This window comes from Salinisphaera sp. RV14 (genome assembly GCF_052044135.1).
Taxonomy (GTDB): domain Bacteria; phylum Pseudomonadota; class Gammaproteobacteria; order Nevskiales; family Salinisphaeraceae; genus Salinisphaera.
The window spans coordinates 138,417-161,418 of sequence record NZ_JBQDYF010000001.1; the positions used below are offsets into that span (position 1 = coordinate 138,417).

The window sequence follows — 23,002 nt, forward strand, 5'->3', positions numbered from 1 at the left end:
GCCTTTGGTTACAATCCGCGCATGGACGATGTATCCGCAATCCTCGACGGTCTCAATGATGCTCAGCGCGAAGCGGTCGGCGCGCCGCCGGCGCACCTGCGCGTGCTGGCCGGCGCCGGCTCCGGCAAGACGCGCGTGCTCATCCACCGCATTGCCTGGCTGATCGGTGTGGAAGGGGTTTCGCCGCAGTCGATCCTGGCGGTGACCTTCACCAACAAGGCCGCCGGCGAGATGCGCGCGCGCCTCGAACCGATGCTGCGCGTGCCGGCCCGCGCCATGTGGGTGGGCACGTTCCACGGTATTGCGCATCGGCTGCTGCGCCTGCACTACAAGGAAGCGAAGCTGCCGCAGACGTTCCAGATCATCGACTCCGACGATCAGCTGCGCCTGGTCAAGCGCGCCATGCGTGGTCTGGAGATCGACGAACAGCGCTGGCCGCCGCGCCAGATGGCCGGCTTCATCAACAGCTGCAAGGAAGACGCCGAGCGCCCGCGGGACCTGGCTGATACCGGGGATTACGCCCGATCCCAGATGATCCGGGTGTATACCGCCTACGAGAACGCGCGCGAGGCGGCCGGGCTGGTCGATTTTCCCGAGCTGTTGCTGCGCGCCTACGAGACCTGCCGCGACAATGCCGACCTGCTGGCGCACTATCGTCGCCGTTTTTCGCATCTGCTGGTCGACGAGTTCCAGGATACCAACGCGCTGCAGTACGCCTGGATCCGGCTGCTCGCCGGGCCCGAGGGCAAGGTCTTCATCGTCGGCGACGACGATCAGTCGATTTATTCCTGGCGCGGTGCGCGGGTCGACAATATCCTCAGCTTCGAGAATGACTTCGCCGGCACCCGGACCGTGCGCCTGGAGCAGAACTATCGCTCGACCGGCACCATCCTGGCCGCGGCCAACGGGCTGATCGGGCACAACCTGTCGCGGCTCGGCAAGGAGTTGTGGACCGCCGGCGCGGACGGCGAGCCGATCGACGTCTATGCCGCCTTCAACGAATACGACGAGGCCCAGCACGTCGTCACCCGCATCCAGAACTGGATCGCCGACGGCGGGGCGCGGTCCGACGTGGCGATCCTGTATCGCTCCAACGCCCAGTCGCGGGTACTGGAAGAGCGCCTGATCGCCGCCGAGATCCCGTATCGCATCTACGGCGGCCAGAAGTTCTTCGAGCGCGCCGAGATCAAGGACGCGCTGGCCTATCTGCGGCTGATGCAGTCGCGCTCCGACGATGCCGCCTTCGAACGGGTAGTGAACACACCCACCCGCGGCATCGGCAACACCACGGTCGACAAGATCCGCACCCACGCCCGGGCCGGCGCCATGAATCTCTGGCAGGCGGCCCATGAACTGGCGGACCCCGATAACCCACAGCGCCTGCCGGCGCGCGCCGCCAACGCGGTGCTGAACTTCATCCGGCTGATCGACGAACTCGATACCAGCGCCGAGGGCATGGCGTTGCACGAGGCCACCGAGCATGTCATCGCGGTTACCGATCTCAAGACGCATCACGGCAAGGGCAACGACGAAAAGGCCGAGGCCCGCAAGGACAACCTTGACGAACTGGTTTCCGCCGCCCGCGCGTATACCGCGGACGACGACGAGACCATGGACGAGATCACCCAGTTCCTGGCCTATGCCTCGCTGGAAGCCGGTGAGGCCCAGGCCGGCGAGTGGGATGATTCGGTCCAGCTGATGACGCTGCATGCTGCCAAGGGCCTGGAGTTCCCGCTGGTATTCATGGTCGGCATGGAAGAAGGCTTGTTTCCGCACCAGCGCTCGGTCGCGGACGACAATGGCCTCGAGGAAGAGCGCCGGCTGGCTTATGTCGGCATGACCCGGGCGATGGAAAAGCTCAATCTCTCGCACGCCGAAGTCCGCCGGCTGCACGGCCAGGAGAATCTGGCCGCGCCGTCGCGCTTTCTGCGCGAGATCCCGTCCGAGTACCTGCGCGAAACCCGCCCCCAGGCGGGCATCTCCCAGCCGGTGTTCCGGCCTGGCCCGATCGGCCGCAACGAAGGCAAATCCGCTGGGCTCGGGCTCGGTCAGCGTGTCATGCACAAGAAATTCGGCGAGGGCACGGTACTGGCCTTCGAGGGCGACGGCGCGCGGGCACGGGTCCAGGTCAACTTCGATGGCGCCGGCAGTAAATGGCTGATCGCCGGCTACGCCAAGCTCGATCCGATCTGAATCCCGCTCGCCGATAATCGCGGTAACCCGCGCTATACTCGTGCATCGATCGAATTTTGGTATCGGGGGGATCGATGCGGTATCGGGGGAGGGTCGCACGTGCGGTCGTGATTGTGCTGTGTCTGCTGGGTGGACTGTGCCCTGCGGCGGCATCGGCGCAGGGCCCGGCGTCTAGCGGCGCGTCGACCGACAAAGCGAGCATCGACAGCGCGCTGCCGCCCGGTGAGCGCGGCAAGACACTGACGGTGGGCACCAAGCTCACGCCGCCGTTCGTCATGCGCGACGGCGCCAACGGCTATACCGGCCTGTCGATTGCGCTGTGGCAGCGGGTGGCCGCGAAACTGCACCTGAAAACCCATTATGTCGAGCGCGATTTGTCGGGCCTGTTCACCGGGCTGGAAAACGGCAGTCTCGATGTGTCGGTGGCCGCGCTTACGGTCACCGAGCCGCGCGAGGCCCGGGTGGACTTCAGCTATCCGTTCTATACCACCGGTCTGGCGATCGCCCTGCCGGCGTCGCAGGGCAGTAGTCTCTGGCTGACCATTCGGCGTCTGTTCTCCTGGCAGTTTTTCACCGCGCTGGCGGCGCTGGCCGGCGTGTTGTTGCTGGTGGGCGTGGTCGTCTGGGCCTTCGAGCACCGTCACAATCGCGAGGAGTTCGGCGGCGGTGTGTTCAAGGGGCTGGGCAGCGGCTTCTGGTGGGCCGCGGTGACCATGACCACGGTCGGCTACGGCGACAAGTCGCCGCGCACATTGGGCGGGCGCCTGGTGGGTCTGGTCTGGATGTTCGCGGCGATCATCATCATTTCCAGCTTCACTGCCGCCATCGCCACGTCGCTGACCGTGAACAGGCTCTCGACCGGAATCCAGGGCGTCAGCGATCTGGCCCACGCCCGGGTGGCGACGGTGAGCGGCTCCGCCGCCGCCGCCGCCCTCGCCGATCGCGGTATCGGCTTTCGTGCCACGCATTCGCTGGACGCGGCGCTGACCGCGCTGGCCGATGATCGCGTCGATGCCGTGGTCTACGACGCGCCGTTGCTCAAATACCGTATCCGTAAGGCATTTCCCGGCCGGCTGCGGGTGCTCGCCACCACCTTCGAGCGTCAGGACTATGCCTTCGCGCTGCCGCAGGGCAGCCCGCTGCGTGAGCCGATCGACCGGGCGATTCTGGCGACGCTGGCCGGCAGCGACTGGAATCGGCTGGTGGCCCGCTTCGTCGGCTCATCCTGAGCGGGTCAGTGCGTTTGCCGCACCATGGTCTCAATGCCGTGCGATTGCAGCCGCTGGGCGAGCGAGTGCGCGGTATTGCTGGATTCGAGCGTGTTGCTCTGCACCCGGTAGACCGTTTTGCCCGACGAGGTCCGGACATCGACGATATCGGCGGTCACGCCGAGCAGGGCGAGTTGGGCCTTGCGGTGATCGGCATCTTTCTCGGTGGAGAAGGCGCCGGCCTGGATGACGTAACCCGGGCCCGCCGGGCCCGGCTTCGATGGTGTCGACGCGTGCGCAGTGTCATTGGAGTGGTTGGTGGGATGGCTCGGCGCGCTGGGCGCCGGTGTATTGGCGGACGGTTCGACTTCGTGCGGCTCTTTGTTGTCGGTGAACGGCTGCTGGGCTTGCTGTCCGGCCGGCACTTCCACCTTGTAGTTCGGCAACATCTTGTAGAACGAGAACCGCGGGTGGTTCTGTTTTTGCTCCGCGGACGCTGCCCCGGACTTGTCCGCGCCGCTGCTCGAAGCCCGGTTTGCGCTTCGGGCGTTGTTGCCCGAACTCGCGCCGGACTGATTGTCGGGGAGCTCGACGTTCACGCTTTCCGGGCCGTGGCCGGCCGGCCGGCTGGCGATGTAATAGACCGATACGCCCACCACCCCGAGTAACAGAGCGCACAAAAGCCAGATACAGCCCGTAGCGCCTGCGCCACGGTTCGCTGCGCCGCCGCCACTGCCGCCGGCCTTTTTACGCGGCGGGGTCTTCGGCTTCGAGCGTACCGGGCGCGCGGCGGGTGTCGGCCGCTTGGCGGGCTTGCGCTTGCCGTTCTTGTCCGGCGGATTGTTACGGCGCGAAGAGTAGTCGCGGGCCATTTGCCACACCTTCTCGATCGAAGCAGACTGCGTTACATCCGGTCCGGTGCTGATACACCCAGCAGCGCGAGACCGTTCGCCAGCACCTGACGTGCGGCCGAGATCAGGGTCAGGCGGGCGTTGCGTAACGGCTCATCATCGATAACGAATTTCTGCGCATTGTAGTAGCTGTGAAATGCGTCGGCGGTATCCCGCAGATAATGCGCGACGCTTTGCACGGCCGAGTCCGCGGCCGCGGCGGTCACCACTTCCGGAAAGCGCGACAAGGCCGTGATCAGGCGCTGCTCGTGTTCCGAATCCAGACGTGCCATGTCCGCCGAATCGCGATCATACGCCAGGCCCTGTTCGTCGAGCTGACGAAACACGCTGGCGATGCGCGCGTGGGCGTACTGGATGTAGTAGACCGGGTTGTCCTCCGACTGGCTGCGGGCCAGGTCGATATCGAAGGTCAGATGCGAGTCCGACTTGCGCGCGACCAGGAAATAACGCGTCGCATCGCGGCCGACCTCGTCGATGAGATCGCGCACCGTCACGTAGGAACCGGCGCGCTTGGACAGTTTCACTTCCTCGCCGCCGCGCATGACGGTAACCATCTGGTGCAGCACGTACGCCGGCCAGCCTTCCGGAATGCCGACATCCAACGCCTGCAAGCCGGCGCGAACACGAGCGATGGTGCCGTGGTGGTCGGCGCCCTGGACGTTGATGGCGTGGGTGAAGCCGCGCTCCCACTTGGCGCGGTGATAGGCGACATCCGGCACGAAGTAGGTGTAACCGCCCCCGGCCTTGCGCATGACGCGATCCTTGTCGTCGCCGTAGTCGGTGGTCTTGAGCCACAGCGCGCCATCGGCCTCGTAGCTGTGCCCGGCGGCGACCAGCGCGGCAACCGTCTGTTCGACCCGGCCGTCGGCATACAGGGCCGATTCCAGCGCATAGTTGTCGAATACCACGCCGAAGGCGCGCAGGTCCTCGTCCTGTTCGCGGCGCAGATAGGCCACCGCGAATTCGCGAATGGCCTGCATGTCGTTCGGGTCGGCCGCGCCGGTGACTTCGCGATCGTCGGCGACCACGGTGGCGCCTTCGAGATAGGCGCTCGCCAGATCCGACAGATACTCGCCGCGATATCCGCCTTCCGGCCAGTCGGCGTCCTCGGGGGTGAGCCCGGCGCAACGCGCGGCGACCGATTTCGCCAGCATCTCGATCTGGTTGCCGGCGTCGTTGTAGTAGAACTCGCGGGTGACGTTCCAGCCGATCGCCTCGTAGAGCCGGGCCAGGCAATCGCCGATCGCGGCCTGGCGGCCATGGCCGACGTGCAGCGGCCCGGTCGGATTGGCCGAGACGAACTCGATCAGCACCTTGCGGCCCTGGCCTTCATCCGAGCGGCCGTAGGCCTCGCCGGCCGCCAGCACATCGTCGATCACCGATCGGAAAGCCGCCGGCGCCAGGAAGAAGTTGATGAAGCCGGGCCCGGCGATCTCGACCTTGGCGATGCGTTCGTCGCCGCCGAGCTGATCCACGATCGCCTGGGCGATCTCGCGCGGATTGCGGCGTGCCGCCTTGGTCAGCTGCATGGCCAGGTTGGAGGCGAAATCGCCGTGCGCGGCGTCGCGCGTGCGCTCGACGTGGGGATCCGCCGGGATGTCGATATCGGGCCAGGCTCGGGTGGCGGCGTCGACGAGCAGATCTTGGACTAGTGCTTTCACGGCGAGAACAACGCAGAGGGTCGGGTGAAAACCGTGCAGTCTAACGCCGCCCGGTGGCGCGGGCCATGTTTCAGCCCCGAGTAAACTGGATCGCAGCCTCGGCACGCGGCTCAGGCCCGGGTCGCGCCGGTCGCCGCTGGTTCGTTGGCATTTCACGTTTTCAGTCCGCAAATCAACGCAAAAAGCGCAAATGGCGGATTGGGTTCTCGGCCTCCTTGGTTTCGGTGCGCCGCCTGACCTGTCTCTTCGTTCCTTAAGGCATTTGTCCGCAGATCGACACAGATTCACGCAGATGGCGGTGAGTCATTTGGGGGCACTGGTTCGATCGTGGCGCAAACGGCTGCCTGCTCTTTGTTCTCCGCCGGGCTTGCTCACTTTGAGCCTATCCGACGCCGTCGCCGGTTTGCGCCTCGAATCTGCTACGTCACGAAAGCACAACCGCATCTGCGTGAATCTGCGTCGATCTGCGGACCGTTTTCTTCGCCGAACGAAGCCCGAAAAGCACAACGGCGCCGCTCATCCGTCAGGTCGAAATGCCAGCCCGCCATTGGCGTACTTCGCGTTCATTTGCGGACCGGTTCGCGACCGGCCTGGTTTCGGGGCGCCGCTTGACCTGTCTCTTCGTTCCTTAAGGCATTTATCCGCAGATCAACACAGATGCACGCAGATGGCGGTTCGTCATTTGCGGCATTGGTTCGATCGTGGCGCAAACGGCTGTACGCGCTTCGCCCCCAAACCAGTTATTCGAGTTGCAAGCTTCGTTCAACTCACTCGCCTTTTAGCGCCTCGAATCCGCTACGCCGCGAAAGTACAACCGCATCTGCGTAAATCTGCGTTGATCTGCGGACCGTTTTCTTCGCCAAACGAAGCCCGAAAAGCACAACGGCGCCGCTCATCCGTCAGGTCGAAATGCCAGCCCGCCATTGGCGTACTTCGCGTTCATTTGCGGACCGGTTCGCGACCGACCTGGTTTCGGGCTCCGCGTGACCTTTGTCTTCGTTCCTGAAGGCATTTGTCCGCAGATTACGCAGATTATGCAGATGGCGGTGAGTCATTTGCGGCACTGGTTCGATCGTGGCGCAAACGGCTGTACGCGCTTTGTTCTCCGCCAGGCTTGTTCACTTTGAGCCCATGCGACGCCGTCGCCGGTTCGCGCCTCGAATCCGCTACGCCGCGAAAGTACAACCGTATCTGCGTGCATCTGCGTCGATCTGCGGACAGTTTTCTTCGACGACCGAAACACAAAAAGAATAGCGGCGGCTAGAGCAGATCCTGCGGATCGACATCGATCGACCAGCGCACGCGCCGGGCGGCCGGCAGCTCGGCCAGCTGGCTCTGCCAGCGGTCGAGCACGGGATGCAGCAGGGCCCGACGCGCCGCATGCAGCAGCAGATGCGCGCGGTAGCGGCCGGCACGCCGGGCCATGGGGGCCGGCACCGGCCCCCAGCACGCCAGCTCGCCACCCATGGGGACCGTTTCAGCGGCCGCCGCCAGAAAGGCGTGGGGGTATTGCTGCTCGTGCGCCTCGGCACGCAGCAGGGCGAGATGGCCGTAGGGCGGCAGCGCGGTGGCCTCGCGTTCGGCCAGGGCGGCCTCGGCGAAGCCCGGATAGCCGCCGCCCAGCAGGCGTATCAGCATCGGGTGTTCGGGATTGCGCGTCTGCAGCCAGACTTCCCCCGGCCGGTCGGCACGGCCGGCACGACCGGCAACCTGGGTGACGACCTGGGCCATGTGCTCGGTGGCGCGGAAATCGGCCGAGAACAGGCCGCCGTCGACATCGAGGACGCCGACACAGGTCAGACGCGCGAAATCGTGGCCCTTGGCCAGCATCTGGGTACCGACCAGCAGTTGTGTCTTGCCGTTGGCGACATCGGCGAGTTGGGCTTCGAGCCGGCCGCGGCGGCTCATGCTGTCGCGGTCGAAGCGGGCGATGGAAACGTCGGGGAAATGACTGCGCAGCGCGCCCGCGACGCGCTGGGTGCCGGCGCCGAGTGCGACCAGTGTCTCGCTGCCGCACGATGGGCAGGTGGTCGGCGCATTTTCGGCGCTGCCGCAGTGGTGACAGATCAGCCGGCTCATCGCGCCGTGGATGGTCATCGGCGCATCGCAGCGATGACAGGGCGCGCTCCAGCCGCAGTCGTGGCAGAGCAGGGCCGGGGCGAAGCCGCGCCGGTTGATGAAGATCATCACCTGGTTGCCGGCCTCCAGGTGCGGCCGGATGCGGTTGATCAACGGGTCGGACAGGCCACCGTCGAGCGGACGCGAGCGGATGTCGATCAGCCGGATCGCCGGCAGGGCTGCACCGGTGGCGCGCCGGGCCAGCCGGAGATGGTCGAAGCGCCCGGCGCGGGCGTTGTGCAGGGTTTCCAGCGCGGGCGTGGCGCTGCCCAGTAGAACCGGAATAGCGGCGTCCTGGGCGCGCTTCAAGGCCACATCGCGGGCGTGGTAGCGCAGGCCATCGCCCTGCTTGTAGGAGCCGTCGTGCTCTTCGTCCACGATGATCAGGCCGAGCCGCGGCATCGGCGTGAACACGGCCGAGCGCGTCCCGATCACGATATCGGCCTCGCCGGCCGCGGCCGCGCGCCAGACATCGGCCCGTTCGCCGTCACTGCGCTGGGAATGCAGCACGCCGATGGCCGCGGCGAAGCGCGCGCGCAGACGATCGATGAGCTGCGGCGTGAGACCGATCTCCGGCGCCAGAAACAGCACCTGGCGGCCGGTGGCCAGGGTGTCGGCCATGCGCTGGAAATAGATCTCGGTCTTGCCGGAGCCGGTCACGCCTTCGATCAACGCCGGCGCAAAGCCGTCGGCCTCGCGCAGCCGATCCACCACCGCCTGTTGGTCGGCGGTCAGCGGCGGCGGGGAGCCGGCGCTGCCGGTCTCCAGCCCGCCCGGCAGCTCGATGGCCTCGATCAGGCCGCGCTCGGCCAGCGCCTGCAGTGGCCGCCCGGCGCCGGGAAAGCGGGCCAGCAATGTGCTGTGGGCCACGGCGTTATCGGCCGCGCGAATCACAGTGAGCAGCTCTTGCTGGCGTGGCGCACGCGTGAGTGTGGTCTCGGCATCGGCCGGCGGCTCGGCCACGGCCTGCCAGCCGCGATTGCGGGTACTATCGTTGTCGGCAGCGCTCCCGGTCCGCCGCAGGGCCGCCGGCAACGCGGTGGCCAGCGTATCGCCGAGCGGGTGGTGATAATAACGGGCGGTCCAGCGCAGCAGCTTGAGCAGCGCGTCGTCGAACAAGGGGGTGTCGTCCAGCACCCGCAACACGGGTTTGAGCTTGTCCACCGTGACCTGGCTTGCCACATCGACGGCCACGATCACGCCCACCAGCGGTCGGCGCCCGAAGCGAACCTGGACACGCGCGCCCACCGACACCGCCGCATCCGGCGCGATAAGGTAGTCGAAAGTGCCGTAAAGCGGCACGGGGACGGCCACTCGAACAACGGGGTAAGCCTGCTCGCTCAACGCTCTGGCGCCTGTGGATAAGTACGTGGATGAAATCGGGACGGTTCACTCATGGGAACAAGCCAATATTGCCTCCATCATGATTTTTTTTATTAAAATATAATTTAATCAGATGCTTGCGATCGTATTTTGCGCGGCTCATGCGCGGCGCGTGGGTTTGCGACAAGAAGGCAACACTGTGGATTTGTGCACAATTTGTTGTGTATTCGATGCCATGGCCGTGGCCGCAGCGCCTGATGCGGCGATACGGTATGTGACGCGGGCGGACAGTTTTGATGCCGTCATTCGCGCCCCCCGGGGCCGGCGCGGCGCAGCTCGTCGAGCATGCGCAGGGTCAGCCCCCAGATCCGGCGACCATCGCCGCAGTCGTAGCAGGGCATCGACTTGGGCACGCCGCGAACACGCCAGGTGAACTGCCCCCGATTCGCGGGCTCGTCGAGCCAGGCCAGCGGTACCCAGGTCCAGTCGGCGATTTCGGCGTTCGGCGTGATCGTCGCATCGCGCGGCCAGCGATAAACGAACGGCGATATCACCATTGGTCGACGCCGACGATGATCGAGTGTGAGCTGGTCGCGGAGCCTGCCGATGCCGAGTGATCGATCGATCGCCACGCCAATTTCCTCGGCGGTTTCGCGACAGGCCGCGCGCGACGCGCTGGCTTCGTCGACGGCCTCGATGCGCCCGCCGGGCAGGGCCATGTCGCCGGACCAGGGATCGCCCGGGCGATGCGCGCGTTCGACCACCAGGACTTCGACGCCCTGGCGCGAATCGCGCAGCAGTGCGGCCACCGCGGCGCGCTTGAGTCGCCGACGCAACGGATTGCGCCGCGCGCGATGGCGCTGCAGGCGGGCGATGAGTGGGGCGAGCTCATGCATGACCGTCGAGGATACGGCCGATCGTCGATGGCTGCATCGGGACATGAAAAAAGCCGCCCGGATGGGCGGCTTGTGCGCACGATTCGACGGCCGGAGCGCGACTAGATCTGTTTGAGCCCGCTGGTCAGATCGGCACAAACCTGCTTGGCGTCGCCGAACACCATGCGGGTGTTTTCGCCGAAGAACAGATGGTTGGTCACGCCGGAAAAGCCCGTTCCCTTGCCGCGCTTGATCACGTAGACCTCGCGCGCGGCATCGACGTTGAGGATCGGCATGCCGTAGATGGGGCTGCCCTTGTCCTCCTTGGCGGCCGGGTTGACCACGTCGTTGGCGCCGATCACGAGCGCGGCGTCGGCCGCGCCGAATTCCGGGTTGATTTCTTCCAGGTCGTAGATCAGGTCGTAGGGCACGCCGGCCTCGGCCAGCAGCACGTTCATGTGCCCGGGCATGCGACCCGCCACCGGATGGATGGCGAACTTCACATCCACGCCGTGTTCCTTCTGCAGTGCCTGCACGAACTCCCAGAGCTTGTGCTGGGCCTGCGCGACCGCGAGACCGTAGCCGGGAACGATGATCAGGCTATCGGCATAGGCCATCGACGCCGCGGCGTCGAAGGCCTCGACCGACTTCATTTCGCCCTCGGGGTCTTCGGCCTGACTGCCCTCGTCCACGCCGAAGCCGGCGAACAGCACGTTGGTCAGCGAGCGGTTCATGCCCTTGGCCATGAGATAGGTCAGCAGCGAACCGGCCGCGCCCACCACCATGCCGGCGATGATCATCGCCGGGTTGTCGATGACATACCCTTCGAAGGCCACGGCGAGACCCGTGAAGGCGTTGTACATCGAGATCACGACCGGCATGTCGGCGCCGCCGATCGGGATCGTCAGCAACACGCCGAAGGCCAGACTCATGAAGAAGAACACCGTGACCAGCACCGGCGCCGAGAAATCGGACGCCACGATCGCCCAGCCGAAGATCACGATCAGCACGGCCAGCGCCAGCGTCGCGATCTGCTGGCCCGGGATGCGGAACGCACGGGTCAGCTTGCCTTCCAGCTTGGCCCAGGCGATCAGCGAGCCGGCGAACGACACGCCGCCGATGAGCGCGCCCACCACGGCCATGATGATCAGCGCGAAACCGGCCGAAAACGCCTCGTGCGAATACATCTCCACCAGCGCGATGGCCGCGGCCGCGCCGCCGCCCATGCCGTTGTACAGCGCGACCATCTGCGGCATGGCCGTCATCTGCACGCGTTTGCCGGAGATCCAGGCCGCCGAGCCGCCGATGGCGATGGCCACGATCATGAGGATGTAGTGCCAGGCGCCCGCGTGGATGGCCGGATGGAAGAAGGTGAAGAGGGTCGCCACCAGCATGCCGGCGCCGGCGACCTTGATGCCGTTGCGCGCGGTGCGCGGCGAGCCCATCTGCTTCAGGCCATAGATGAACAGTACCGCGGCGACGAAATAACTCGCGTTGACGAGAAAGCCCCAGAAACCCATAGGTGACCCCTTTTATCGTGGTTGTTCTCGGATCAGTCCTTGGAGGACTTGAACATTTCGAGCATGCGCTCGGTCACGACATAACCGCCCACCGCGTTGCCCGCGGCCAGCATCGTGCCCACGAAGCCGATTAGCGTCTCCCAGAAACCGTCGGCGTTGCCGAGCGCGACCATCGCGCCGACCAGCACGATGCCGTGCACGAAGTTCGAGCCCGACATCAGCGGCGTGTGCAGGATGCTGGGTACACGGCCGATGATCTCGTAGCCGGTGAAAGCGGCCAGCATGAAGATATACAGCGCCACAAAACCCGTAATCATGATTCTCTCTCCCCGAATGCCGTCTCGAATCTAAGTTTTCTGTTTGGCGTTGCGCGCGTCACTGGCGGCGCCGAGCGCGGCCTTGACCGCCTCGTTGACCAGTTCACCGTCGCGGGTCAGCACCGACTTGGCCAGGATCTCGTCCTCCCAGTCGAAGGCGAGCTTGTGTTTCTTCTCGCCCGGCTTGGCGTCCTCCTGGCCTTCTTCCTCGACCACGATCAGCTGCAGGAAGTTGAACACGTTCTGGGCATACATTTCGCTCGCGTGCTCGGCCAGCAGGGACGGTACGTTGGACGGACCGTGGATGGTGACCGCGCCGTGGGTGACGATCTCGTCGGGTTTCGTCAGCTCGCAGTTGCCGCCGCCGGCCGCCGCCAGATCGACCAGCACGGCGCCGGGCTTCATGGCCTCGACCATGGCCCTGGACACGATCCTGGGCGCCGGCTTGCCCGGTACGGCGGCCGTGGTGATCACGGCGTCGGCGTCGGCCATGTTGTCGACCAGCATCTGTTGCTGTTGGGCTTTCTCGTCGTCGGTCAGCTCGCGCGCATAGCCGCCGTCGGCCTCGGCTTTCACGCCCTCGGCCACCAGGAATTCGGCGCCGAGCGATTCGACCTGTTCCTTGGTATCGGTGCGCACATCATAGCCATACACCTTGGCGCCGAGCCGCCCGGCGGTGGCGATGGCCTGCAGGCCCGCCACGCCCGCGCCGATGACCAGCACCTTGGCCGGCCGGATGGTGCCGGCGGCCGTGGTCAGCATGGGCAGGAAGCGTTCCAGCGCATTGGCGGCAATCAATGCCGCCTTGTAGCCGGCGGCATTGGCCTGGGAGGACAGCGCGTCCATCGACTGGGCCCGGCTGATGCGCGGGATCAGTTCCATGGCGAAGCAGGTGATGCCGTTGTTCTGCAACGCTTCGACCACGTCCGGGTTGTTGTGCCCCTGGACGAAGCTGATCAGCACCGACCCCTTCTTCATTTTGTTGATTTGTTTGACTTCCGGCGCATTGACCGCGAGCACCACATCGGCGGTGTAGATCTCGTCGGCCCGCCCCGACAGCGTCACGCGCTCGTCGTAGGATTCGTCGGGAATGCGGCTTCCCTCGCCGGCGCCCTTGGCGACGGTGAGCGCCACGTCGAGCTTGGTCAGCTTCGCGGCGATCTTGGGCACCATGGCAACGCGCTTTTCGCCCGCTGCCGTCTCCTTCGCTACAGCAATCGATACGGTCATATTCTTGTTCGGCCCATGTTCGAGTCGTCGATGGTGTTGTTATATGTCGGCCGGCGGGCGGCCGTATCTCCGTGGCCGGTGACGCACCGGTGGCTAAAGTCTAACCATAGTTTCGGTTAGATAGCGAGGGCATAAGAATATACTTTTCATTCATTTTGAATGAGAATTGATATTCCGGGCCGTTCATTGTTTGCGCTGTGGCTTTAACGACCGGCGGACGCGGCCTCGGGTTTTTTCTCGACATAGTTGCCGGGAATGGCGAGGCGGCTGGCGGCAATGGGCTTGTGGTTCAACGCGGCGAGGGCGCGTTGTTCGCCGGACAGACTGTCGTGGAAGCGAATCGGCATGCCCGAAAGATTTCGATATGGCAGGCCGATGCCCTCCAGGCCGGTGCCGCTGAGCATCTCGCGCAACAAGGCGAACATCGATTTCACGGTGCGGAAGCTAGCGTCGGACAGCCCCAGCGCCTCGGCGCTGGCCACGCACATCTTGTGCGCCGGTCGGCCGCCGCGCACGATCTGGATGACCTGGCAGGCAATGCCATCCACCTTGTCGGTGGCCCCGGTGTGATCCAGTCCGATGGACTCCCGCTTGCCGTTCAGTCCGGGTATTTTTTCGGCCATGGCCGCGCGGGCGGCCGGGCGTTGATCCGGCGGCAGCTGTTGCAGGCGATTTTCGATTCGGGCGCGCAACGCACTCATCTGATGGCGGATTTCGCTGGCCGTGTTCTTGTCGAGCCGGGTATAGGTCTGATCCTTCGGCGACACCGAGATGATCGCCGGGTCGCCGCGTTTGTACAGCTGCCAGCCGCTGCCGTCGCCGTCGATGCGCACGGCCTTGGGCGTGATATAGACCTTGTACTGGCCACTGGCGCCCACGTAGGTCAGGGTGGTATCGGCCTGAACAGCGCTTGCCATGCTGGTGAGGCCGATCAGGGCAGCCATGGCGAGCGCGCGCCACATCGTGCGAATCATAGAACGTCTCCGAATGGGATGCCGGTAGCGCATGGCGCGGGCCGGGCGTCGGTCAGTACACTACCCACATGCTGCTGATCGACGCCAGTGTCTATATCTTCCGGGCGTTCCATGCGCTACCGGACTCCATCACCGGCGCCGATGGCCGCCCGCTGAACGCCGTGCACGGCTATGTCGGGTTTCTGACCGCGCTGCTCGCGGCCACCGACGAAGCATACGTCGCGGCCGCATTCGACGAATCGTTGACCCATTCGTTTCGCAACGAGTTCTTCGCCGATTACAAGGCCAACCGCGAACAGCCGCCGGCGGAGCTGGTGAGTCAGATCGGCGTCTGCCGGGCGATCACCGAAGCGCTCGGCGTGGCGACCCTGTCCAGCCCCCGGTACGAAGCCGATGATCTGATCGCCACGCTGGCCGCCGCGGCCGACGAACCGGTCACGGTGGTGACCTCGGACAAGGATCTGGCCCAGATTCTCGGTCCGGGCGATATCCTCTGGGACTACGCCCGCGAAACCCGCTACGACGCGTCGGCGGTTCGCGCGCGTTTCGGCGTGGCGCCGGCTGCGATCCCCGATTATCTCGCCCTGGTCGGCGACACGGTCGACAACATCCCGGGCGTGCCCGGCATCGGCGCCAAGACAGCGGCGGCGTTGTTGTCGCGCTTTGCCGATATCGACACCCTGCTGGCCGATATCGACGCCGTGCGCGTGGCCGACCTGCGCGGGGCAAAATCGCTGGCCACGCGGCTCAAGGCACACGCCGACCAGGCGCGTCTGTCGCGGCGCCTGGCCACCGTGGTGCGCGATATCGCGCTCGATGCCGCGCAGCGCGACATCGCCCGACGGGTGCCCGATACGGCGCGGCTGCAACAACTGTGCAACGAACACGGCGTGGGCCCGCGGCTGCGCGGTCAGCTCGGCCTCGAGGCCGAGAGTGAGACGATATGAGCGACTGGGCGGTCATCGAATCCGCGATCGGCGCGGCCACCGGACGCCCGTTCACCGTGGTCGATCACCGCACGGCGCTCGGCGGCGACATCAACCAGGCACACGTGGTTTCCGACGGCGACCGCCGTTTCTTCGTCAAGACCAACCGGGCCGACCGGCACGCCATGTTTCAGGCCGAGGCGGCCGGGCTGTCGGAGCTGCGACAGGCCACCCTGCTGCGGGTGCCCGAGCCGATCGCGGTCGCGGCCAACGGTGATACCGCCTTCATCGTGCTCGAATATCTCGAACTGGCGCGGCCGACGCGAGCCTCGATGACGCGGCTCGGCGAAGGGCTGGCCGAGATGCATGGCATCGTGGCCACGCGCCACGGCTGGGAGCGCGACAACACGCTCGGCCCGAACACCCAGCACAATGCCCGCCACGCCGACTGGACCGAGTTCTGGCGCGAGAATCGCCTGGCCGTGATGCTCGACGCGCTCGCGCCGGATTATCCCGAACTCGCGCGCGCGGGCGATCGGCTGCTGGCTGTCCTGCCGGATCTGCTGGCCGGACATAAACCCGAGGCCTCGCTGCTGCACGGTGACCTCTGGGGCGGCAACGCCGGGGCCGACCGTGCCGGCCGGCCGGTGATCTTCGACCCGGCCGTCTATTATGGCGATCGCGAGACCGATCTGGCGCTCACCGAATTGTTCGGGGGCTTCTCCCCCGATTTCTACGAAGCCTACTGGGGGGCCTGGCCGGCATCGCCCGGCTATCGCGAGATCCGGCGGCCGTTGTATCAACTGCATCACCTGCTCAATCACGCGCGTCTGTTCGGCGGCGGTTATGCGGCCCAGGCGCGGCGCGTGATGGCCCAGCTCGTCGCGCGTGTCTGAGTTCGTTGCCGGCGCACGCCGACCGGGCGTAGCGGCGCCGATCGACACGCCGGTACAATGAGCGTCGATTCATTTCCAGCGCGCGGCGCGCCATGAGCGATATTCCCGTTCTCGATACCCGGGCCCCGACCGGACTGACGCCCGGTTCGAATGCGGCCGAAAAACTGACCAAGCGGCTGCGTCGCCAGGCCGGCCAGGCGATCGTCGATTACGGCATGATCCGCGACGGCGAGCGCATCATGGTCTGCCTGTCCGGCGGCAAGGACAGCTATACCCTGCTGGATACGCTGCTTCATCTGCAGCAGGTCGCTCCGGTGTCGTTCACCCTGCGGGCGGTCAACCTCGATCAGAAACAGCCCGGTTTTCCCGAGCATATCCTGCCGAATTACCTGGCCGGGCTCGGCGTCGACTACGAGATTATCGAGCGCGACACCTACTCGGTGGTCACGGAGAAGATCGCGCCCGGGGCCACCATGTGCGGGCTGTGCTCGCGTCTGCGCCGCGGCATCCTGTATCGCTATGCGCGCGAGAACGGCTTTACCCGCATCGCGCTCGGCCATCACCGCGACGACATCGTGGAAACCATGTTTCTCAACATGTTTCATGGCGCGCGCCTGGCCGCCATGCCGCCGAAGCTGAAGTCCGACGACGGCGACAACGTCGTGATCCGGCCGCTGGCGTACTGCGCCGAGGCCGAGATCGAGAAGTATTCGCGTCTCAAGCAGTTCCCGATCATTCCCTGCAATCTGTGCGGCTCGCAGGAGAACCTGGCGCGGCAGAACGTCAAGGCCATGCTGGCAGGCTGGGAGGCCGAGGACCCGGGGCGCAGCGAGCGCATCTTCCGGTCGATGACGCGAATCGCGCCGTCGCAGATGGCCGATGGCGCGCTATTCGATTTCGCCGGCCTGGAAACCGACGCGGACACATGACGATCCGTGGCCCGGCACCGGTGTCATGGACGAACAGGAGGGCGAGTTCTTGAAAACGATTCTCAACCTGCGCATACTCACGGACACGCTGTGCACGTTTGTACACTGCGGCTAAAAGACTGACGATTTCTGACGAGGCTCGCCAAGCAATGAGCGAAAAGACCAAGCGGTTGCGGTTCCCCCAGAACCAGCACATGGACGACCACTTCGATTGGTGGAACTTCCTGCCCATGGGGATCATGCACCTGGGCCTGATCGGTATCTGGTGGACCGGCTTCACCTGGGTATCGGTGTCGCTGTGCGTTTTCCTTTACGTGGCACGCGTGTTCGGCATCACCGCCGGCTATCACCGCTATTTCTCGCACCGCGGGTACAAGACCAGCCGCGTATTCCAGTTCATTCTGGCGTTTCTCGGCGCCACCGCGATGCAAAAAGGCCCGCTCTGGTGGTCGGCCAAGCATCGCGAGCATCATCGCGATACCGACGAGCCCGAGGATGCGCATTCGCCGCGCCACTACGGCTTCTTCGACGCCCACATCGGCTGGGTCTATCGCGAGGCGCGTTCCAATCCCGACATGGACCTGATCAAGGATTTTTCCAAGTATCCGGAGTTGCGCTGGATCGAGCGCCACCAGTACATGCCGGGCATCATCACGGCCGTGATCTGCACGCTGCTCGGCGGCTGGTCGGGCTTTCTGGTGGGCTTCCTGCTGTCGACCATCCTGGTCTATCACGCCACGTTCACGATCAACTCGCTGGACCACATGTTCGGTCGCCAGCGTTATCTGACCGGTGACGACTCGCGCAACAACTGGCTGGCGGCGATCATCTCCCTGGGTGAGGGCTGGCACAACAACCATCACTATTATCCGGCCACCGCCCGCAACGGCTTCTTCTGGTGGGAGTTCGATCCGACCTACTACATGCTGGTCGCGCTCTCCAAGGTGGGGCTGGTCTGGGATCTGCGCCAGCCGCCGAAGTCGATTCTCGCCAACGAGAAGCCGCCCACCCAGAAGATCATCGACAAGTGCGCGGTCTACATCGCGGCCGGCTTCTCGCCCGATCGCATCAGCGCGAATATCCGTGAGCGCTGGGAAGGCAGCCACGTCATGGACGACCTGCGCAACCATGCGCGCGACAAATGGAGCGCGGCCGAGGCCTATCTGGCCGAGGTCGAGTTGCCGGAATTCCCGAGCGTGGATGAGCTCAAGGCCCGCGCGCACAAGCAGTTCAAGATCCGCCATGAAGGTCTGGACCGGGCCATCGAGCGGGCCCAGGACATGCTGCGTCGTTCGGTCGCCCATCGGCTGATCGAGCAGGCGCAGTCCGACCAGGGGCGCGTGCAACAGATCTGAGGGCTCGAAGGATCGAGACGTTGGTCATCATCGGCCCGCGACGGTTACCGTCGCGGGCTTTTTTTGGTTCATCGCAGGGCAGCGGGGCGCGCTATCGTGAAGGGTGTGCCGAACACGGGCCGCGGCGTGTCGCCGCGATCGGCGATCACATCTGGCGATTGCCCGGAATGCGCCGTGCTTGCCAGTAGTGATTGCGCCAGTACACATTGTCCAGGCGCGAGATGGTTACGCCCTGGCTGCTCGATGCATGCATGAAGCGCCCGCGGCCGAGGTAGATGCCGACATGATGCGATATGGCGCCGGTCTTGAAGAACACCAGATCCCCGGCCTTGAGTTTGCGGCGCGGGATCGACATCCCGACCTGGGCCTGTGCCGCGGCGGTACGCGGCAGTTCGTAGGACTCAACCCGATCCACCGTCTGGCGCACGAAGCTCGAACAATCAACGCCGTTGCGGCTCTGGCCACCGTAACGATACGGCGTGCCGGCCCAGCGTTCATAGACCCGGTGCAGCGCCGCGTCCAGCCTGGCCGTCGCGCCGGCGCGCATACCGGGGTCGGATTCGGCGCTTTCGTTTTTGTCGCGATACTTCGAGCCGCCACCGGTCCGGCTCAGGTCGGAATGGCCCCGTTGCAGTCCCTGGCTGGCGCATCCGCTGGCCACCAGAGCCACGGCGGCGATCATGAGCAGGCGGTAGCTGCGCAGGCGGGGCAGTGTCGCCGCCCGGCCGGCCAGCGCCATGGCTGTCGGGCTTGTGCCCTCTGTTGTCGTGCTCCCCAAGCCGTGCCCTCGCAACCCCTGCCCAAGCTGCTTAAGATAGTCGCATGAACTGCGCCTTGAAAAGCCCCGCCGTATGAATCTGCCCGTCACGGTCGCCGCCGTCGACCTCGGTTCCAACAGTTTTCACATGCTTATCGTCCGGGCCGAGCAGGGCCAGAGGCGCGTACTGGATCGTATCAAGGAGTCGGTACGACTGGCGGGTGGGCTTTCTGCAGACGGCCGGATCGATGCGGCAACCCAGCAGCGCGCGCTCGATTGTCTGGCCCGCTTCGGCCAGCGACTGGCCCAGCTTGACGAGGCCCGGGTGCGCGTGGTCGGGACCAATACCCTGCGCCAGGCCCGGGGCGCCGATGAATTCATCGCCCGCGCCGAGGCCGCGCTGGGGCATCCGATCGAGATCATCTACGGGGTCGAGGAGGCGCGCCTGATCTATGCCGGGGTGGCCGAAGACCTGGAAGCCGTCGATGCGCAGCGGCTCGTGGTGGATATCGGCGGCGGCTCGACCGAATTGGTGATCGGTCGTGGTGCCCAGGTGCGCCGGGCAGAGAGCGTGGCGCTCGGGGCGGTCACACACACCACGCGCTTCTTTGCCGACGGGCGTGTCGACAAGACGACGTGGAAGGCAGCGGTCACGGAGGCGCGCCTGGCGCTGGAACCGCTGGCGTACGATTACCGCGAACTGGGCTGGTCGGTGGCGCTGGGGGCCTCCGGCAGCATCAAGTCGATCGCGCGCGTGGTCGGCGCGGACGCGCCCGGGGCGACGATCACGAGCGAGGCGCTCGCCAAGCTCGCACGGCGTCTGTGCAAGGCGGGCTCCGTGGACAAACTGGCCCCGGACGGGGTCTCGAGCGAGCGCCGCGCGATCTTCGCCGGTGGTCTGGCAGTGCTTGTCGGCATATTCGAAAGCCTTGGCGTCACCGCCATGCAGGTCTCGGACAAGGCGCTGCGGGAAGGGGTGATCAGCGACCTGCTGGGCCGTCTGTCGGCGCACGACTCGCGCGACGACGGCGTCGACGATGCCGCGCATCGTTTCGTCATCGACCGCGATCATGGCCGGCGCGTGGCCGAAACTGCGGCCCGGCTCTGGCGATCCGGCCACCAGGGCCACCAGGGCGACCAGCTCCCGGCGGGGATGGCAGAGGCGGTCCGGGTGCTGCGCTGGGCGGCGATGCTGCACGAAATCGGCCTGGCCGTGGCACACCGGGCCTATCACAAGCACGGCGAGTATTTGCTCAACAACGCCGATATCCGCGGCTTCTCGCAGATGGACCAGCACCTGCTGGCGACCATCGTACGACTGCACCGCGGACGCCTGCGTACCGAGCTGATCGATGCGCTGCCGTCCGCCTGGCAGACTCGAACCCGGGATATCGTGCTGGCGCTACGCATTGCCGTGATCCTGCATCGCGGACGCAATCCGGCCACGCGACCGCCGGTGACGCTCGCGCACGGCGATGCCACGCTGACGGTTTCGATCGACGCCGACTGGCTGGCTGAACGCCCGCTCACCCGGGCCGATCTGGATCGCGAGGGCGAGCGCCTGGCCAAGGCCGGGCTCGCCCTCGATCTCGTGGAAACGACAATCCCGGAGGCGGCGACCGTTCGCTAGGCCCCGTTGTGCTTGTCGGGCTTCGCTCGGCGAAGAAAACGGTCCGCAGATCAACGCAGATTTACGCAGATGCGGTTGTGCTTTCGTGGTGTAGCGGATTCGAGGCGCGAACCGGCGACAGCGTTGGCCAGCACGCCGAACTCGAAGGCTATCCTTGGGAACAAAGAGCAGACAGCCGTTCGCGCCACGATCGAACCAGTGCCCCCAAATGACTCACCGCCATCTGCGTAAATCTGTGAAATCTGCGGATAAATGTCTTAAAGAACGAAGAGACAGGTCACGTGGCGCCTCGAAACCATAGAGATCTCGAACCCAATCCGCCATTTGCGTTCATTGGCGGACTGAAAACGTGAAATGCCAACCCTCAACGACCCACCACCACCTGCGTGAATTGTGGACAATGTGGTGGGTTTACACGCTTGGGGTTGCGCCGCGGGTGGTCTCTCATGCCTGGGTGCCGGTGTTGAACTCGCGCACGTTGGCAAACGTGATATCCGGCCAGCGTTCCTCGGTGAGCTGTAGCTTGACCCGAGAGGGGGCCAGATACACCAGTGCCCCCGAGTGGTCTTCCGCCACGCCGGTATCCATGCGATTACGGAAGCGCTCGATCTCGCGGGGCTCACCGTAGATCCAGCGGGCGGTGTAGACCTCGATTCCCTCGAAGCCGGCGTTGACGTTGTATTCCGTGCGCAGGCGCTCGGCGACCACGTCGAACTGCAGCGTGCCGACCGCCCCCAGAATTACGTCGTTGTTGTGCAGGGGCCGGAACACCTGGGTCGCGCCTTCCTCGCAGAGCTGGTCCAGACCCTTGTGCAAGGCCTTGGCCTTGAGCGGGTCGCGCAGGACCACGCGCTGGAACAGTTCCGGCGCGAAGTTCGGGATGCCGGTGAAGGCCAGATCCTCGCCTTCCGAGAAGCAATCGCCGATGGCGATGGTGCCGTGGTTGTGGATGCCGATGATGTCGCCCGGCCAGGCGGTGTCGGCTGCCTCGCGGCGGTTGGCCATGAAGGTGATGGCATCGCCGACGCGGATATCCTTGCCGGCGCGCAGATGCCGCATCTTCATGCCTTTCCTGTAATGGCCCGAGCAGATGCGCATGAAGGCGATGCGGTCGCGATGCTGCGGGTCCATGTTCGCCTGGATCTTGAACACGAAGCCCGACAATGGTTCTTCGCTGGGGACGACTTCGCGCGAGGTGGCTTCGCGCGGTCGCGGCGCCGGCGCCCATTCGACAAACGAATCGAGCAGGGGCCGGATGCCGAAGTTGTTGACCGCCGAGCCGAAGAATACGGGCGTGACCTCGCCGGCCAGATAACGATCAAGGTCGAAGCCGGAGCCGGCCTCGCGCACCAGCTCGATTTCCTCCAGCAGTTCGTCGTAGTAGTCGCCGGCGATTTCCTTGAGGCGCGGATCGTCCAGGCCGTCGAGGGTCACGGTCTTGCCGCCGGCCTCGTTGTCGGAGCCCTCGTAGAGATGCACCTTGTCCTCGAGCAGGTGATACACGCCCTTGAACGCCCGGCCCATGCCGATCGGCCAGGTGATGGGCGCGCACTCTATCTTGAGAATCTCCTCGATCTCGTCGAGTACCTCGATCGGCGGCCGGCCGTCGCGGTCCATCTTGTTGATGAAGGTGAAGATCGGCGTGGTGCGCAGCCGACAGACCTCCATCAGCTTGATCGTGCGCGGCTCCACGCCGCGGGCGATGTCGATCACCATCAACGCCGAGTCGACCGCGGTCAGCGTGCGATAGGTATCCTCGGAGAAATCCTCGTGGCCCGGCGTGTCCAGCAGGTTGACGATGCGTTCGTTGTAGGGGAACTGCATCACCGAGGTGGTGACCGAGATGCCGCGCGATTGTTCCATCGCCATCCAGTCCGAGGTGGCATGGCGGGTCGCCTTGCGGCCCTTGACCGTGCCGGCGAGCTGGATCGCGCCGCCGAACAACAACAGTTTTTCGGTGAGGGTGGTCTTACCCGCATCCGGGTGCGAGATGATGGCAAACGTGCGTCTCAGCGCTGCCTCCTGCGCGGTCTGACGGGTGTGGGCAGTGGCGGCCTGGTTCATTTTGCACTCCGATCGGACGACCGAGCGTTCGTATGTCGCTGAGTCGACTCGAAATAATAGCTGTATAGTGCAGCTCTATGTTGCCTTGAGAGAATTTCAATTAGCCGCGGTCGCG

At 65.3% G+C, this 23,002-nt stretch carries 17 protein-coding genes; 7 read left to right on the top strand and 10 right to left on the bottom strand.

Annotated elements, in window-relative coordinates:
• The first annotated feature begins 21 nt into the window (after positions 1-21).
• Positions 22-2,193, top strand: a complete 2,172-nt coding sequence (uvrD, locus tag ACS8Y6_RS00640) for a DNA helicase II (RefSeq protein ID WP_440849557.1) — start codon at positions 22-24, stop codon at positions 2,191-2,193.
• A gap of 107 nt (positions 2,194-2,300) precedes the next feature.
• Positions 2,301-3,422 (top strand): transporter substrate-binding domain-containing protein, encoded by a 1,122-nt coding sequence (locus tag ACS8Y6_RS00645; RefSeq protein WP_440854811.1) that lies wholly within the window; start codon positions 2,301-2,303, stop codon positions 3,420-3,422.
• Positions 3,423-3,427: 5 nt separating this feature from the next.
• On the opposite strand, the gene ACS8Y6_RS00650 is transcribed toward ACS8Y6_RS00645, so the two are convergent.
• The 8 genes from ACS8Y6_RS00650 to ACS8Y6_RS00685 all read right to left on the bottom strand — a co-directional run bounded on the left by ACS8Y6_RS00650 (position 3,428) and on the right by ACS8Y6_RS00685 (position 14,330).
• A complete protein-coding gene (locus ACS8Y6_RS00650; RefSeq protein WP_440849555.1) occupies positions 3,428-4,273 on the bottom strand; it encodes an SPOR domain-containing protein in 846 nt (281 codons plus the stop codon).
• A 32-nt stretch (positions 4,274-4,305) separates the two neighbouring features.
• Positions 4,306-5,973, bottom strand: a complete 1,668-nt coding sequence (gene argS / locus ACS8Y6_RS00655) for an arginine--tRNA ligase (RefSeq protein ID WP_440849554.1) — start codon at positions 5,971-5,973, stop codon at positions 4,306-4,308.
• A 1,260-nt stretch (positions 5,974-7,233) separates the two neighbouring features.
• Complete coding sequence (locus tag ACS8Y6_RS00660; RefSeq protein WP_440849553.1) at positions 7,234-9,435, bottom strand: primosomal protein N'; 2,202 nt, start codon at positions 9,433-9,435, stop codon at positions 7,234-7,236.
• A 281-nt stretch (positions 9,436-9,716) separates the two neighbouring features.
• Positions 9,717-10,310 (bottom strand): NUDIX hydrolase, encoded by a 594-nt coding sequence (locus ACS8Y6_RS00665; RefSeq protein ID WP_440849552.1) that lies wholly within the window; start codon positions 10,308-10,310, stop codon positions 9,717-9,719.
• Positions 10,311-10,411: 101 nt separating this feature from the next.
• Entirely contained in the window at positions 10,412-11,809 is a 1,398-nt protein-coding gene (locus tag ACS8Y6_RS00670; protein WP_440854812.1) for an NAD(P)(+) transhydrogenase (Re/Si-specific) subunit beta, read from the bottom strand.
• A 32-nt stretch (positions 11,810-11,841) separates the two neighbouring features.
• Positions 11,842-12,126, bottom strand: coding sequence for an NAD(P) transhydrogenase subunit alpha (locus ACS8Y6_RS00675; RefSeq protein WP_109992807.1), 285 nt, complete (start codon positions 12,124-12,126; stop codon positions 11,842-11,844).
• 30 nt (positions 12,127-12,156) lie between these two features.
• Positions 12,157-13,356, bottom strand: a complete 1,200-nt coding sequence (locus tag ACS8Y6_RS00680) for an NAD(P) transhydrogenase subunit alpha (protein WP_440849550.1) — start codon at positions 13,354-13,356, stop codon at positions 12,157-12,159.
• Positions 13,357-13,559: 203 nt separating this feature from the next.
• On the bottom strand, positions 13,560-14,330 hold the full coding sequence (locus tag ACS8Y6_RS00685; RefSeq protein WP_440849549.1) for a hypothetical protein: 771 nt from the start codon (positions 14,328-14,330) through the stop codon (positions 13,560-13,562).
• Between the two features lie 68 nt (positions 14,331-14,398).
• On the opposite strand from ACS8Y6_RS00685, the gene ACS8Y6_RS00690 reads away from it, so the two are divergent.
• The 4 genes from ACS8Y6_RS00690 (at position 14,399) to ACS8Y6_RS00705 (ending at position 18,436) form a co-directional block, all read left to right on the top strand.
• Positions 14,399-15,277 (top strand): 5'-3' exonuclease, encoded by an 879-nt coding sequence (locus ACS8Y6_RS00690; RefSeq protein ID WP_440854813.1) that lies wholly within the window; start codon positions 14,399-14,401, stop codon positions 15,275-15,277.
• Positions 15,274-16,152, top strand: a complete 879-nt coding sequence (locus ACS8Y6_RS00695) for a fructosamine kinase family protein (RefSeq protein ID WP_440849547.1) — start codon at positions 15,274-15,276, stop codon at positions 16,150-16,152. The genes ACS8Y6_RS00690 and ACS8Y6_RS00695 overlap by 4 nt, the downstream gene beginning before the upstream one ends.
• Before the next feature lie 92 nt (positions 16,153-16,244).
• Complete coding sequence (gene ttcA / locus ACS8Y6_RS00700) at positions 16,245-17,081, top strand: tRNA 2-thiocytidine(32) synthetase TtcA (RefSeq protein WP_440849546.1); 837 nt, start codon at positions 16,245-16,247, stop codon at positions 17,079-17,081.
• Between the two features lie 149 nt (positions 17,082-17,230).
• A complete protein-coding gene (locus tag ACS8Y6_RS00705) occupies positions 17,231-18,436 on the top strand; it encodes an acyl-CoA desaturase (RefSeq protein ID WP_440849545.1) in 1,206 nt (401 codons plus the stop codon).
• A gap of 145 nt (positions 18,437-18,581) precedes the next feature.
• Here ACS8Y6_RS00705 and ACS8Y6_RS00710 read toward each other — a convergent pair whose 3' ends face one another.
• A complete protein-coding gene (locus tag ACS8Y6_RS00710) occupies positions 18,582-19,175 on the bottom strand; it encodes a C40 family peptidase (RefSeq protein WP_440849544.1) in 594 nt (197 codons plus the stop codon).
• Between the two features lie 112 nt (positions 19,176-19,287).
• Here ACS8Y6_RS00710 and ACS8Y6_RS00715 point away from each other — a divergent pair, with 112 nt between their 5' ends.
• Entirely contained in the window at positions 19,288-20,823 is a 1,536-nt protein-coding gene (locus ACS8Y6_RS00715; RefSeq protein ID WP_440854814.1) for a Ppx/GppA phosphatase family protein, read from the top strand.
• Positions 20,824-21,267: 444 nt separating this feature from the next.
• Here ACS8Y6_RS00715 and ACS8Y6_RS00720 read toward each other — a convergent pair whose 3' ends face one another.
• Positions 21,268-22,887, bottom strand: a complete 1,620-nt coding sequence (locus tag ACS8Y6_RS00720) for a peptide chain release factor 3 (protein WP_440848692.1) — start codon at positions 22,885-22,887, stop codon at positions 21,268-21,270.
• Positions 22,888-23,002 lie beyond the last annotated feature (115 nt).